Source organism: Pseudomonas sp. R3-41 (assembly GCF_054161485.1).
On sequence record NZ_CP096421.1, the window covers coordinates 1,694,355 to 1,707,831 of the forward strand.

The window sequence follows — 13,477 nt, forward strand, 5'->3', positions numbered from 1 at the left end:
TGTTATGCCATTGGGTTATTTTTTTACTTGCCTGGACATCCTCGATGCTGGCGTACCACCAAAAAAGCTTTTTGATCGTCGATGATTTCTCGGATTTCCGCAGTTCGATCCGCTCCATGCTGCGTGAGCTGGGCGTCAAGGACGTGGACACCGCCGACACCGGTGAAGTGGCGCTGCGCATGTGCTCGCAGAAGCGCTATGACTTCATCCTGCAGGACTATCACCTGGGCGACGGGCGCAAGAATGGCCAGCAGGTGCTTGAAGACCTGATGGTCGAGAAGTTGATCAGCCATGAAAGTGTCTTCCTCATGGTGACCGCCGAGACCAGTCAGGCGATGGTGCTCAGTGCCCTGGAGCACGAGCCGGATGCGTACCTGACCAAACCGTTCAACCGCTCCGGCCTGGCCCAGCGGCTGGAGCGGCTCGAGCAACGCAAGACCCTGCTCAAGCCGATCCTGCAAGCCCTCGACCGTGGCAAGCCGATGGAAGTGCTCAATGCCTGCATCGCCCTGTGCAAGCAGGACCCGCGCTATGGGCCGTTGTGCCTGCGTTATCGCGCCGATGCGTTGCGCGACCTGAATCAGAATGAGGCCCTTGAACGGCTGTACAACTCGATCATCGCCGATCGCCCGTTGCCGTGGGCCTACGCGGGGTTGGGCAAGTTGATGTTCAAGCGCGGCCAGGTGACGCAGGCCAAGGCCGTTTACGAAAAAGCCCTGAAAGTCTTTCCGATGATGCCGGCGTTGTACGACGGCATGGCCGAAGTGTTGATGGCCGAAGGCGACACCAAGCAGGCGCAGCACGTGCTGGAAGAGGCGGTGCGCCTGTCGCCGCTGGCGGTGCGCCGTCAGTCGTTGCTGGGCAAGCTGGCGATGACCAACGAAGACTTCGACACGGCGTCCCGAGCCTATCGCCAAGCGGTCGGGCAAGGCGCGCAGTCGCGCTTCAAGGACCCGGAAAGCAATCTCGGCCTGGCCCATGCGCTGATCAGCAAGGGCAGCGAAAAAGGCCTCGACACCCGGACGCGGCTGGAGATCAACACGACCCTCAGCGCGGTGGCGAAGGAGAATCTCAACGACCCGGGTTTGCAGGTCCGGGCGCGGTTGATGAAGGCCACGAGCCTGTTGCTCAACGATGCCGAAACCGCCGAAAAGCTCACCGAGCAGGCCTTGCAGCGCCTCGATGGCATGGAGCAGTTCATGAGCGCCGAGGCCGCGTTGCTGGTGGCCAAGCAGTTGCAAATGCTCGGCCAGACCAGCGCCGGCGAGTCGATGCTCAAGAACTGCGCGGAGATCTACGGTGATGACCCGACGGTGATGCAAGGCATCGCCAAGCTCACCGACGACCCGAACATTCTCAACCAGGGCAATGCCGCCGCCGAGTTGAACCGCGAAGGCGTGCGGGTCTACAAGACTGGCGCATTGCCAGAGGCGCGAGAACTGTTCCGCCGCGCCCTGAAGATGCAACCGAAGAACATCAGTATTGCCCTGAACATGGCGCAATCGCTGCTGCATGGCACCGACACCACTGTGGAGTCGGAACTGCTGCAGGAGTGCCGCGCCTGCCTGAAACTGGTGGGCATGATGCCCGACACCGATGCGCGTTTTGCGCGCTATCAAAAACTGCGAAGTAAGGCATTTGGCGATGAATGACAGCGAACAGGCACTCGATTTCTCCACGGTGATCGCGTCGACCGTGCATGACATGAAAAACTCCCTGACCTTGCTCATGCAGGCGCATGGGCAATGGCTCGAGCGCTTGCCCGAATCCGAGCGACAGACCTCGGAGCAGGGCGTCATCGAGTTCGAGTTCGCCCATCTCAACGGCCTCATGGTGCAGTTGCTGGGGTTGTACAAGCTCGGCGTCAACCAGTTGCCACTGCACCCGGCCTACCATGAGCTGGATGACTTCATCGAGGCGCAACTGGCTGGCCATCAGGATGTATTCCGCAGCCGTGGGATCATGGCCACCTTCGACGTCGATCCGCTCAGCCCGCTGGGCTTTTTCGACCGCGAGTTGGTGGCGTCGGTGCTCGACAACTGCATCAATAACGCCATTCGCCATGCGCGCCAGGCGCTGTTGATCAGTGTGAGCGACGAAGCCGGGCAACTGGTGCTGACCATCAACGACGACGGCGAGGGTTACCCGCCAGAGATGATCGAGCGTCAGGCCGAGTATGTGCAGGGCATCAACCACAGCAGCGGCAGCACCGGGCTGGGCCTGTATTTCGCCGCGCGGATCGCCGGACTGCACCAGCGCGGCGGCGTGAGCGGGCGGACCGAGATTGCCAATGGCGGTGTGTTGGGCGGTGGGGTGTTCCGGCTTTACTTGCCCTGAGCGTGCCCTAAAAAAACACCACAAATCCCCTGTGGGAGCGGGCTTGCTCGCGAAAGCGGTACATCAGTCATACTTATGCTGACTGACACACCGCTTTCGCGAGCAAGCCCGCTCCCACACTGGACCTCACATTCCCCGCACTCGTGTTTATTGTTTGTGGGCGCTTGATATTCCGAACAGCCGGAGCCTATTTTGTACGGGTTGCCGTTCGCGGCTCGCACATAACAAGGATTGCGTCATGACGACCGATGGCCAGCGTTCACTCGCGCAGCGACTGACGGGCATTGATGAGATTGAATGTGTCACGCCGGATTTGAATGGCGTGCCGCGGGGCAAGGTGATGACCGCCGAGGGGTTCCTCGAAGGCCGGCGGTTGCAGTTGGCGCGGGGCGTGCTGCTGCAATGCATCATGGGCGGTTATCCGCCGTCGCGTTTCTACGGCAGCGATGACGGCGATCTGGCGCTGGTGGCCGATCCGAAACAGATCCACCGCTTGCCCTGGAGCCAACAGCCCCGTGCCCTGGCGATCTGTGACGCCGACGAACTGACCGGTGAAAGCTCCCGGCTCTCGACACGTGGCCAGCTCAAGGCAGTTGTCGCGCGTTATGCGGCCCTTGGCCTGGCGCCGGTGGTGGCGACCGAGCTGGAATTTTTCGTCTTCGCCCCCAACCCGGACCCGACCCAGCCGTTCCAGCCGCCGATGGGCCTGGATGGACGGCGCGAAGACGGCCAATCGGCGTTCAGCATCAGTTCCAACAATGGCCTGCGCCCGTTCTTCAGCGAAGTCTATGCCTGCATGGCGGCGCTGGGCTTGCCTCGCGACACCTTCATGCATGAAATGGGCGTGAGCCAGTTCGAAATCAATTTGCTACACGGCGACCCTTTGTTGCTGGCGGACCAGACTTTCCTGTTCAAGCACCTGCTCAAGGAAGTCGCCCTCAAGCACGGCCTGACCGTGGTCTGCATGGCCAAGCCCCTGGCCCATACGCCGGGCAGCTCGATGCATATCCACCAGAGCGTCGTCGAGGCGGCCAGCGGCGGCAACGTGTTCACTGACGACGCGGGCGACCCGACGGCCGCGTTCCGGCATTTCATCGGCGGGCAACAGGCGTGCCTGGCGGACTTCACCGCGTTGTTCGCGCCGAACGTGAATTCCTACCAACGCCTGTGCCATCCGTTCGCTTCGCCGAACAATGCGTGTTGGTCCCATGACAACCGTTCGGCCGGGTTGCGGATTCCCGCCAGTTCGCCGGTGGCCCGACGGGTCGAGAACCGCTTGCCCGGGGCCGATGCCAACCCCTACCTGGCGATTGCCGCCAGCCTGGCCGCCGGGCTGTACGGGATCGAACATCGCCTGGAGCCGAGCGCGGCGATCCAGGGCGAATTCGAAGTGCCGGATAATCTGTCGCTGCCATGTACCTTGCATGCCGCCCTGGAGCGTCTGAAGCGTAGTCATCTGGCGAAGGAACTGTTCGGCACAGAGTTCATCGAAGGCTACATCGCCTCCAAGACCTTGGAACTGACCAGTTTCTTTGACGAAATCACGCCCTGGGAGCGGCGTGTCCTCGCGGCCCAGGCCTAACGAACCGTCGCATTCGGGCTATCTTCAACGGATAGCCCTTACTTACCTCAAGGAGCCGCTCGGAACGCCGATGCGCCAAATCTGGAAACCTTTTCGAGCGCTTTATTTCGCCTCGCTGATGATGTTGATCGGCTCGGGCCTCTTGAGTACTTACCTGGCCTTGCGCCTGGCCGCCGACCATGTGGACAGCCTCTGGGTCGGTGCGCTGATGGCCGCCAACTATTTCGGCCTGGTGCTGGGCGGCAAGATCGGTCACCGGCTGATCGCCCGCGTCGGACACATCCGCGCCTACTCGGCCTGTGCCGGGATCGTCGGGGCGGCCGTGCTGGGCCATGGCCTGGTGAACTGGCTGCCGGCCTGGATCGTGCTGCGGATGATCGTTGGCCTCGGCATGATGTGCCAGTACATGGTCATCGAGAGCTGGCTCAACGAACAGGCCGACGCCAAGCAGCGCGGTGTGGTGTTCAGCGGCTACATGATCGCCTCGTACCTGGGGTTGGTACTGGGGCAGTTGATCCTGGTCATGCACCCGGCCCTGGGCCTGGAACTGCTGATGCTGGTGGCGCTGTGTTTCGCCCTGTGCCTGGTGCCGGTGGCGCTGACCCGGCGGATTCACCCGGCACCGCTGCATCCGGCACCGATGGAGCCGCGTTTCTTTATAAAACGCGTGCCACAGTCTTTGACCACGGTGTTGGGCTCGGGGCTGATCGTAGGTTCCTTCTACGGTCTGGCGCCGCTCTACGCCTCCCAGCAGGGCCTGAGCACCGAACAGGTCGGCCTGTTCATGGGTAGCTGCATCTTTGCCGGCCTGCTGGTGCAGTGGCCGCTGGGCTGGCTATCGGATCGTTATGACCGCGCACTGTTGATCCGCTGCTTCGCTCTGGCCCTGGCGGTGTGTGCATTGCCCCTGGCCATCTTGTCGAAGGTGCCGCTGGAAATATTGTTCGTCGCGGGGTTCTGCTGTTCGTTGGTGCAGTTTTGCCTGTACCCGCTGGCGGTGGCGTTTTCCAACGACCACGTCGAGGGCGATCGCCGGGTGTCGCTCACGGCGATGCTGTTAGTGACCTACGGCGTGGGCGCCAGTATCGGCCCATTGGTGGCCGGCGTGCTGATGAAGCTGTACGGCAGCCAGATGCTGTATGGCTTCTTTGCTTTGTTTGCGTTGGTGCTCGTGTGGCGGATTCGGCCGAAAGCGGTCACCAATCTGCATCAGGTCGATGATGCGCCGCTGCACCATGTGGCCATGCCGGACAACATGACCAGCTCGCCCTTGGTGGCGTGCCTTGATCCGCGGGTCGACGAGCAGGTCGTTCAGGAGCAAATGCAGACATCGCCCAATCCGGACGGGGAGCCTGAGCCAGCCGCCGAAGCCGCTGCGGAAACCGAAGAGCCCGAGGGCCCCAGTTTTACCCAGGCCAGGCCTTGAGCTTGAACACTGGAGAGCCAGTGTGGGAGCCGAGCTTGCTCGCGATGAGGTGAGCCCAAACACAACAACACTTGGATCGAAGTGAAACCGTCCAGGGCAGGCATAAAAAAAAACGGGCAGTCACCGCAAGGGACTGCCCTTTTTTTATGCCTTGAGGATCAGAGGTCGTCTTTGTCGAAGCGGCGGGCTTCGCGCTGGAGCTGGTAGACGAACCGCTCGACTTGCCGTTGCACCAGGCCGCTGATGTTGTGGAAGCGTACGCCGGCGAAGGTGGTGTTGAATCGTTCTTCGAAGTGCAGGTAGCGCAGCTCGACGGGGGCGGTCATGTTGCCAAACGGCAGGGCTGCGACGAAGCGCTCGTACACTTGGCCCAATTGCAGTCGCTCGGTGATATCGCCGTCGAAACGCAACTTGCAACCGGTGGCGGAAATGTCCAGCAGCTTGCCTTCTACGGGGGACTTCATCTTGTCGCCGCCCAGTTCAACGCTCACCAGTTGTGCCAGCTTCAAGGCGGCGCGGAAGGCGTTGCGACGTTGGTGGTAGACCACCTCGTCGGGCAGGGCGCCGCGGTAGCAGCGACCGTCGCTGGATTCATCGATGGTCAGCGGGCCCTTGCCATCCCACGCGATGCGCACGCCGTCATGGAAGCCCTCGACGCGAAACGGCTCGCCGGCCAGTAGGAAACGCTCGCCGTCCCGGGGAATCATTTCATCCAGGGCGATGGAGTTGGTCTCGCGATCGACATTGACCAGATAACTCTGAAAGCGCTGGGTACGTTCATGGAACGTAATGATCAGCGGGTCGTGGCTATCTTGCAGCATCCGCAGGTTGCCGGAGATTTCCAGGGGCGTGGTAAGGACCTTGGGTGGCTGCGGAGCATCATCCGCGTTTGAGGCATTGAACACGGTGGGTCAATCTCCAGGCAAAATACGACTACGAATGGCTAGCATTTTGCCAGCATGTTTCGCGCGTTGATAGAGCGAAGGCATAGTTCGTTTCATGCCTGGCTGAGCGGACGGTGCTTGACCATTCTGGCCGTCGAACCGCTGGCGTCATACAGTGTCGGGATCTCGCCGCCGTTGAGAATGCGCAATTGGTTGGCGGTGGCGGCCTGCTGCATCTGGATCGACTGGCCGTTGCGGGCGTTGGTGGCCTGGCATTGGGCGAGCAGGTCGTTGAGCACCTTGCTCTGGGACAGCAACTGATCGCCGACGGTCGACTGACCGGCCAATTGCTCGAGGCCGTCATGATTGGCGGGCAGGTTGAGGCTGGCGAGGATCTCGCTGCGCTTGCGGCCATGCTGGTCGAGCAAGATGATCAGTGCCTGTTTCTGCGCCAGGATGTTTTCCAGCAAAGGCATGTCACGACCGTGCAGGGCCACGGATTCGGCCTGCAATAACTCCAGCAATTGTTGCGCTGGTACGAAGTCGTCGATGATCAGTTGCAATAATTGAGTGTCGTGCATGGCTGGCCTTGGGTCTTAGCGTCCAAAAGCCTGGCGCAGGCGGCGGCCTAGCGCTGGGCTTCGAAGTTGAGCAGTTTGCTGGCTACGCGGTTGCTGTCGACTTTGTAGCTGCCATCGGCGATGGCTGCTTTCAACTCGGCCACGCGGGCGTTGTTGACGACAGGTTGATCGCGCAGCTTGTCAGTGAGCTTCTGCAACTGCTGAGCCTCATTGCTGAGGTGTACCGACTCCCCGTTGCTGACTTCGGCTGGCGTGGACAGCGGCGCGGATTTGTCGGTTTCGACGGTTTCCTTGGTGGCGCTGGTACGCGTAGTGCCTGTCAGCGGTGAAGAGCTGTTTAAACGATTGAAATCGATGACCATGGTAAAAAACCTCTGGGTATTTGGACGCTTGCCATGTTTTCGGCCATTCCCAAAAAAACTTTAGGCTCATTTATTCAATGAACGTGCGCACGTCTGCGCTTGCCTTTGCATAAGGCACAGTCTAGGGAACACCGGGATCAAGCGCCAGCTTTCTACCTCCTCTATCGGGTCATCACATCGCCACTTCCACTTGGCCTGGGGCCATCACCTGCGCCTTGATGACGCGCTGGGAGTTAAGGTTTTTTACTCGTATCTGTTCACGCATGCCGCCATTGGACAGGGCCTCGCCGGGCATCCGCACGGCCAGGGAACCGCTGCGGGCGGTGATGACCACCTGGTCGCCCTTGCGGACCACCTCGGCCTGTTCCAGGTGCACCAGGGTCACGACTTGGTCGGCGACCATTGGTCGGACAAGTTTCTGCCCGACGGCCTGATCGACCGAGGTCAGGAAACCCTGGGTGATCTGGCTGATGTCGCGCTCGCGCAACATGACGTCCTGGGGCTCGACGATCCCGGCCCGCTTGAGCGGACGGGTGGTGGTGACAATTTCCCGGAACAGGCGCACTTGAGCGGGCACGAACACCGTCCAGGGCGCGGCGCTGTCACAACGGACCTTCACCGTGACGCGACCCAGGGGCCGGGCCGGGCTCTCCAGGGAAGCAGTCAATTCCTTGTCACACATGGGCATGCGCAGGCGCGGGTCGAGCTGGTTGACTTCGATTTCGTAACGACCTTCGGTTTGACTGGTTGCCAGATAGTCTTCTACGGTGAATTCAAGAAAGCCCTGAGTGACGCCGATAAGGAGATCAGGCAAGGTAACCGGAACCGCCGCAAGGGCAGGACCGCCCGAGGTGAACAGGCAGGCAGCCAGCAGTGCACCGAGCCAGTGGCGGCAGTGAGTGGTCAGGCGTCGAGAAAATGTCGTTTGTGCGTTCATGCCGGTTCAATAGCAAGCCCCGTGCCGTTTAGTGATGAATGCGCGTCGGACACATTAGCGTTAGGTAGGAGTCAGGGCATGGCGGGAGTAATGGATTCGGTAAACCAGCGCACTCAGCTGGTCGGTCAGAATCGCCTGGAGCTGTTGTTGTTCCGTCTCGACGGCCAACAAATGTATGGGATAAACGTATTCAAGGTCCGCGAGGTGCTGCAATGCCCCAAGCTGACCCTGATGCCCAAGTCCAGCCCCGTCGTGTGCGGTGTGGCCAATATCCGGGGTGCGACCATCCCGATTCTCGACCTGGCGATGGCGACCGGTTCCGGTCGGCTGCTGGACCAGAGCAATCCGTTTGTGATCATCACCGAGTACAACACCAAGACCCAGGGTTTCCTGGTGCGCTCGGTGGAACGCATCGTCAACATGAACTGGGAAGAGATCCATCCGCCACCCAAGGGCACCGGTCGCGATCACTACCTGACGGCGGTGACGCGGGTCGATAACCAGTTGGTGGAAATCATCGACGTGGAGAAAATCCTCGCCGAAGTGGCACCCACGCCGGAAGCGATCTCCGCGGGCGTGGTGGACGCCGAGACCCAGCACAAGGCGATTTCGCTGCGGGTGCTGACCGTCGACGATTCTTCGGTGGCCCGCAAGCAGGTCACTCGTTGCCTGCAAACGGTCGGCGTCGATGTGGTGGCGTTGAACGACGGGCGACAGGCGCTGGATTACCTGCGCAAGCTGGTCGACGAGGGCAAGAAGCCCGAGGAAGAGTTCCTGATGATGATCTCCGACATCGAGATGCCGGAGATGGACGGGTACACCCTGACTTCGGAAATCCGCAGCGACCCGCGTATGCAAAAGCTGCACATCATCTTGCATACTTCGTTGTCCGGTGTTTTCAACCAGGCGATGGTCAAGAAGGTCGGTGCCGACGATTTCCTGGCGAAATTCCGCCCCGATGACCTGGCGTCCCGGGTCGTCGATCGGATCAAGGCAGCAGAATAAAGTAGAGGTCGGGTGCGTTGTGCGCCCGGCAAGTCAACACGATGAAAGAGGCGGTATCTTGTCTACGGGTAATTTGGATTTCGAACAGTTCCGGGTCTTCCTGGAAAAAGCCTGTGGCATCCTGCTTGGTGAAAACAAGCAGTACCTGGTGTCGAGCCGTCTCAATAAATTGATGGAGCAACAGGGCCTCAAGTCATTGGGCGAGCTGGTGCAGCGTATCCAGACCCAACCGCGCAGCGGCTTGCGCGAGATGGTGGTGGACGCGATGACCACCAACGAAACCCTGTGGTTTCGTGACACCTATCCATTCGAGGTGCTGAAGAACAAAGTGCTGCCGGCGGCCATCAAGGCCAGCCCGGGCCAGCGCCTGCGGATCTGGTCGGCGGCCTGTTCGTCGGGCCAGGAACCCTATTCGTTGTCGATGTCGATCGATGAGTTCGAGCGGACCAACTTGGGCCAGCTGAAAGGTGGCGTGCAGATCGTTGCCACCGACCTGTCCGGCACCATGCTCAATAACTGCAAGACCGGCGAGTACGACAGCCTGGCCATCGGCCGTGGCCTGTCGCCGGACCGCCTGCAACGCTACTTCGACCCGAAAGGGCCGGGCAAGTGGGTGGTCAAGGCGCCGATCAAGAGCCGGGTCGAGTTCCGTTCGTTCAACCTGCTGGACAGCTACGCCAGCCTGGGCAAGTTCGACATCGTGTTCTGCCGCAACGTGTTGATCTACTTCTCCGCCGAAGTGAAGAAAGACATCCTGCTGCGTATCCATGGCACGCTCAAGCCGGGTGGCTACCTGTTCCTCGGCGCCTCCGAGGCGTTGAACGGTTTGCCGGATCATTACCAGATGGTCCAGTGCAGCCCGGGGATCATCTACCAGGCGAAGTGATTGGCTTTGTAAAAGAACGGGAGCCCCATGGGTTCCCGTTTTTTTTTGCCTGCCGGTTTTCTCTAATCCACCACAGTCCCCTGTGGGAGCGGGCTTGCTCGCGAAAGCGGTGTGTCAGTCAAGATAACAGTCACTGACACACCGCCTTCGCGAGCAGGCTCGCTCCCACAATGGGATGCATGCATGTGGCGAAAGCGGCAGAAAAGCGGCAGCCAGCGGAAGCCGATTGCCGCTTTTCTGGCATTGCCGCTTTGCCGATCCCCGCAAAGCCCCGGTTTACGGGGCTTCTGAAAGTGGCACGACGCTTGCTAAAGCCATCGTACGTACATTCTGGTCACCCAAAGGTTTCCGACATGAGCATCAGCTTCGATAAAGCGCTCGGTATCCACGAACAGGCCCTGAGCTTCCGCGCCCAACGTGCCGAAGTCCTGGCCAACAACATCGCCAACGCCGATACCCCGAACTACAAGGCGCGTGACCTGGACTTCTCCAAGGTGCTCGCCGAGCAGAACGAGAAGACCAAGAACGGCCACTTCGCCTTGAACATGACCAATAACCGTCATATCGAAGCCGAAGGCGTGGGCAGCGGCGACGAATCGCTGATGTACCGCACGCCGATGCAGCCGTCGATCGACCAGAACACCGTGGACGCTCAACTGGAACAGTCCAACTACGCGGAAAACTCCGTGAACTTCCAGGCCAGCTTCACCCTGCTCAACAGTAAATTCAAAGGGCTGGTATCGGCCCTGCGTGGAGAGTAAGCCATGTCGATCGCGAGCGTTTTCAACATCGCCGGCAGTGCCATGAGTGCCCAGACCACTCGCCTGAACACCGTCGCCAGTAACATCGCCAACGCCGAGACCGTTTCGTCGAGCATCGACCAGACCTACCGCGCCCGCCACCCGGTGTTCGCCACCATGTTCCAGGGCGGCCAGTCCGGCGGCAGCGACTCGCTGTTCCAGGACCAGGACGCGGCGGGGCAGGGCGTGCAAGTGCTTGGCGTGGTCGAAGACCAGAGCAACCTCGAAGCACGTTATGAGCCAAACCATCCGGCCGCGGACGCCAAGGGTTATGTCTACTACCCGAACGTCAACGTCGTCGAAGAAATGGCCGACATGATTTCCGCCAGTCGTTCGTTCCAGACCAACGTCGAAATGATGAACACCGCCAAAACCATGATGCAGAAGGTCCTGACCCTCGGTCAGTGATAAGGGGCGATTCATATGAGCGTCACCAGTACAACAGGCGGTTTGAGCCTCAACGAGATTCTGGCCAACTCCTCGGTCAAGACCAACACCACGACCGATGGCCTGGGCGCGGCGACCAATGCGGCGAGCGGCAACCAGGAATTGGGCAAGGATGCGTTCCTGCAACTGCTCGTGACCCAATTGAAAAACCAGAACCCGCTGGAGCCACAGGACAACGGTGAATTCGTTGCCCAACTGGCGCAATTCAGCAGCCTGGAAGGCATCACCACGCTCAACGACACCGTCAGCGGCATCGCTGGCAATTACAACTCGTCCCAGGCGTTGCAGGCTTCGTCCCTGGTCGGTCGCTCGGTGATCGCGCCCGGTGACAAGGCCGTGGTCGACACCTCCAAGAGCCTCAACGGCACGGTGGTGGTACCGGCGGCAGTGTCTTCCCTCTCGGTCAAGATCATGGACAAGGATGGTAAGACCGTCCGCACTATCGACCTGGGCAGCCAGAAGGCCGGCAACTCCGCCTTCATCTGGGATGGCAAGAACGACGCGGGCGCGACGGTCGAGTCGGGCACGTACACCTTCGCGGCCTCGACCACCATCGATGGCAAGGCCACGTCGTTGATCACCAACCTGCCGGCCACGGTCAGCAGCGTGACGATCAGCCAGACGGGCGGTGAGCTGATGCTCAACCTGGCCGGGCTGGGCAGCATTGCCCTGTCCAAAGTACAAACTATTGGTATGTAGAGCCGACTAACCGGCAAAAGGAGTCAACATGTCTTTCAACATCGGCCTTAGCGGTCTCTATGCAGCCAACAAACAGCTGGACGTGACCGGCAACAACATCGCCAACGTGGCGACCACCGGTTTCAAATCGTCTCGCGCGGAATTCGAAGACGTCTATTCGGCCACCAAGCTGGGTTCGGGCAGCAAGACCGTCGGCAACGGCGTGCGCCTGGCCAACGTTTCCCAGCAGTTCGGCCAGGGTGACGTGAACAACACCGGCAACGTGCTGGACATGGGCATCCAGGGCCAGGGCTTCTTTGTCCTGAGCAACGACGGCTCCCTGAGCTACACCCGTGCCGGTACGTTCAAGACCGACAAGGAAGGTTTCATCACCAACAGCGATGGCACCTCGCGCCTGCAGGGCTATGGCGTGGATGCCAACGGCAAGATCCAGAACGGCATCCTGACCGACCTGCGCATCGACACCTCGAACCTGCCGCCGACCGCCACCAGCCTGGTATCGTCGACCATCAACCTGAACTCGACAGCGACGCCGATCACTGCCGCGTTCAACCCGGCCGACACCGCTACGTTTACCAAGCAGTTCACGACCCCGGTCTATGACACCCAGGGCAACCAGCACTCCATGGACCAGTACATGGTCAAGACTTCCGGCAACACCTGGAATGTCTACACCTTGATCGATGGTCGTAACCTCAATGGCAGCGCGCCGACCACGACCGGTGCGAACGCGCCGATCCCTTCGACCATGTCCTTTGATTCGAGTGGCCGGTTGACGCAGGTCAGCACGCCGCCAGTGCCGCCTGCCACTACGCCGACTATCAACAGCGATCTGGTATTGACTGGTTGGGTTCCTGGCACCGTGACCAACGGAACATGGACCGCCAACGGTGCCGCCAGTGCGCCGACCATTACGATTTCCATGGGCAACACCACCCAGTTCAACGCCGACACCGCCCGTTCGATCCCAACCCAGAACGGCTACGCCACTGGCCAGATCACTAACCTGACCATCGATGGCAGCGGTGTATTGCTGGCTAACTTCAGCAACAACCAGACCAAGCCGATTGGTCAGCTCGCCCTCGCCAGCTTCACCAATGAGCAAGGCCTGCAGCCTGTAGGCGGCACCAGCTGGAAAGAAACCTTCGCCTCGGGCATCCCGGGCTACGATGCGCCACAGACCGGCACCCTGGGTTCGATCGTCTCCAACTCCCTGGAAGAGTCCAACGTCAACCTGACCAACGAACTGGTCGAGCTGATCAAGGCGCAAAGCAACTACCAGGCGAACGCCAAGACCATCTCCACCCAGAGCACCATCATGCAGACCATCATTCAGATGGCTTGATGTCGATGGCTGTTTGAAGGCTGCACAAGGAGCCCCTCGAAAGAGGGGCTTTTTTGTGGGTGGCTATTTTGTGTTGCCTGTCCCGGCCTCATCGCGAGCAAACAACTTCCGACTGTGGGAGCGGGCTTGCTCGCGAAGGCGTCGGCACAATCAGCATTGACGGTACCTGACCCACCGCTTTCGCGA

General features: G+C 60.5%; 14 protein-coding genes. 10 read left to right on the plus strand and 4 right to left on the minus strand.

Annotation, left to right across the window (positions count from 1 at the left end; genetic code table 11):
- The first annotated feature begins 44 nt into the window (after positions 1-44).
- The 4 genes from M1D99_RS07650 (at position 45) to M1D99_RS07665 (ending at position 5,345) form a co-directional block, all read left to right on the plus strand.
- The gene (locus M1D99_RS07650; RefSeq protein ID WP_186707053.1) at positions 45-1,652 is read left to right on the plus strand and encodes a tetratricopeptide repeat-containing response regulator; all 1,608 of its coding nucleotides are present in this window, start codon (positions 45-47) and stop codon (positions 1,650-1,652) included.
- Entirely contained in the window at positions 1,645-2,337 is a 693-nt protein-coding gene (locus M1D99_RS07655) for a sensor histidine kinase (RefSeq protein WP_186728824.1), read from the plus strand. The genes M1D99_RS07650 and M1D99_RS07655 overlap by 8 nt, the downstream gene beginning before the upstream one ends.
- Positions 2,338-2,677: 340 nt before the next feature.
- Positions 2,678-3,919: a glutamine synthetase family protein gene (locus tag M1D99_RS07660; protein WP_434576376.1), complete on the plus strand. Its 1,242-nt coding sequence runs from the start codon at positions 2,678-2,680 to the stop codon at positions 3,917-3,919.
- A gap of 70 nt (positions 3,920-3,989) precedes the next feature.
- Positions 3,990-5,345 (plus strand): MFS transporter, encoded by a 1,356-nt coding sequence (locus M1D99_RS07665; RefSeq protein ID WP_186707052.1) that lies wholly within the window; start codon positions 3,990-3,992, stop codon positions 5,343-5,345.
- Between the two features lie 158 nt (positions 5,346-5,503).
- Here M1D99_RS07665 and M1D99_RS07670 read toward each other — a convergent pair whose 3' ends face one another.
- From M1D99_RS07670 to flgA, 4 genes are all read right to left on the minus strand, one after another.
- Positions 5,504-6,250, minus strand: coding sequence for a flagellar brake protein (locus M1D99_RS07670; protein ID WP_186707051.1), 747 nt, complete (start codon positions 6,248-6,250; stop codon positions 5,504-5,506).
- Positions 6,251-6,342: 92 nt separating this feature from the next.
- On the minus strand, positions 6,343-6,810 hold the full coding sequence (locus M1D99_RS07675) for a flagella synthesis protein FlgN (protein ID WP_186707050.1): 468 nt from the start codon (positions 6,808-6,810) through the stop codon (positions 6,343-6,345).
- Positions 6,811-6,857: 47 nt separating this feature from the next.
- Positions 6,858-7,172, minus strand: a complete 315-nt coding sequence (gene flgM / locus M1D99_RS07680) for a flagellar biosynthesis anti-sigma factor FlgM (RefSeq protein WP_186707049.1) — start codon at positions 7,170-7,172, stop codon at positions 6,858-6,860.
- A gap of 172 nt (positions 7,173-7,344) precedes the next feature.
- The gene (flgA, locus tag M1D99_RS07685; protein WP_186707048.1) at positions 7,345-8,109 is read right to left on the minus strand and encodes a flagellar basal body P-ring formation chaperone FlgA; all 765 of its coding nucleotides are present in this window, start codon (positions 8,107-8,109) and stop codon (positions 7,345-7,347) included.
- 78 nt (positions 8,110-8,187) lie between these two features.
- Here flgA and M1D99_RS07690 point away from each other — a divergent pair, with 78 nt between their 5' ends.
- From M1D99_RS07690 to flgE, 6 genes are all read left to right on the plus strand, one after another.
- Positions 8,188-9,114: a chemotaxis protein CheV gene (locus tag M1D99_RS07690; protein WP_186707047.1), complete on the plus strand. Its 927-nt coding sequence runs from the start codon at positions 8,188-8,190 to the stop codon at positions 9,112-9,114.
- A gap of 58 nt (positions 9,115-9,172) precedes the next feature.
- Positions 9,173-10,000: a protein-glutamate O-methyltransferase CheR gene (cheR, locus tag M1D99_RS07695; protein WP_186707046.1), complete on the plus strand. Its 828-nt coding sequence runs from the start codon at positions 9,173-9,175 to the stop codon at positions 9,998-10,000.
- Between the two features lie 353 nt (positions 10,001-10,353).
- Complete coding sequence (flgB, locus tag M1D99_RS07700; protein ID WP_186707045.1) at positions 10,354-10,761, plus strand: flagellar basal body rod protein FlgB; 408 nt, start codon at positions 10,354-10,356, stop codon at positions 10,759-10,761.
- A 3-nt stretch (positions 10,762-10,764) separates the two neighbouring features.
- Positions 10,765-11,208, plus strand: coding sequence for a flagellar basal body rod protein FlgC (gene flgC, locus M1D99_RS07705; protein ID WP_039591882.1), 444 nt, complete (start codon positions 10,765-10,767; stop codon positions 11,206-11,208).
- A 15-nt stretch (positions 11,209-11,223) separates the two neighbouring features.
- Positions 11,224-11,946: a flagellar hook assembly protein FlgD gene (flgD, locus tag M1D99_RS07710; RefSeq protein ID WP_434574580.1), complete on the plus strand. Its 723-nt coding sequence runs from the start codon at positions 11,224-11,226 to the stop codon at positions 11,944-11,946.
- Positions 11,947-11,974: 28 nt separating this feature from the next.
- Positions 11,975-13,291: a flagellar hook protein FlgE gene (gene flgE / locus M1D99_RS07715; RefSeq protein WP_411385401.1), complete on the plus strand. Its 1,317-nt coding sequence runs from the start codon at positions 11,975-11,977 to the stop codon at positions 13,289-13,291.
- Positions 13,292-13,477: the final 186 nt, after the last annotated feature.

Coding starts and splice junctions, on each gene's coding strand:
- M1D99_RS07655 (WP_186728824.1), top strand. CDS start 1,645: ATGAATGACAGCGAACAGGCACTCGATTTCTCCACGGTGATCGCGTCG.
- M1D99_RS07650 (WP_186707053.1), top strand. CDS start 45: ATGCTGGCGTACCACCAAAAAAGCTTTTTGATCGTCGATGATTTCTCG.
- flgM (WP_186707049.1), bottom strand. CDS start 7,172: ATGGTCATCGATTTCAATCGTTTAAACAGCTCTTCACCGCTGACAGGC.
- M1D99_RS07660 (WP_434576376.1), top strand. CDS start 2,678: ATGACCGCCGAGGGGTTCCTCGAAGGCCGGCGGTTGCAGTTGGCGCGG.
- M1D99_RS07675 (WP_186707050.1), bottom strand. CDS start 6,810: ATGCACGACACTCAATTATTGCAACTGATCATCGACGACTTCGTACCA.
- M1D99_RS07665 (WP_186707052.1), top strand. CDS start 3,990: ATGCGCCAAATCTGGAAACCTTTTCGAGCGCTTTATTTCGCCTCGCTG.
- flgD (WP_434574580.1), top strand. CDS start 11,224: ATGAGCGTCACCAGTACAACAGGCGGTTTGAGCCTCAACGAGATTCTG.
- flgE (WP_411385401.1), top strand. CDS start 11,975: ATGTCTTTCAACATCGGCCTTAGCGGTCTCTATGCAGCCAACAAACAG.
- flgA (WP_186707048.1), bottom strand. CDS start 8,109: ATGAACGCACAAACGACATTTTCTCGACGCCTGACCACTCACTGCCGC.
- flgC (WP_039591882.1), top strand. CDS start 10,765: ATGTCGATCGCGAGCGTTTTCAACATCGCCGGCAGTGCCATGAGTGCC.
- flgB (WP_186707045.1), top strand. CDS start 10,354: ATGAGCATCAGCTTCGATAAAGCGCTCGGTATCCACGAACAGGCCCTG.
- M1D99_RS07690 (WP_186707047.1), top strand. CDS start 8,188: ATGGCGGGAGTAATGGATTCGGTAAACCAGCGCACTCAGCTGGTCGGT.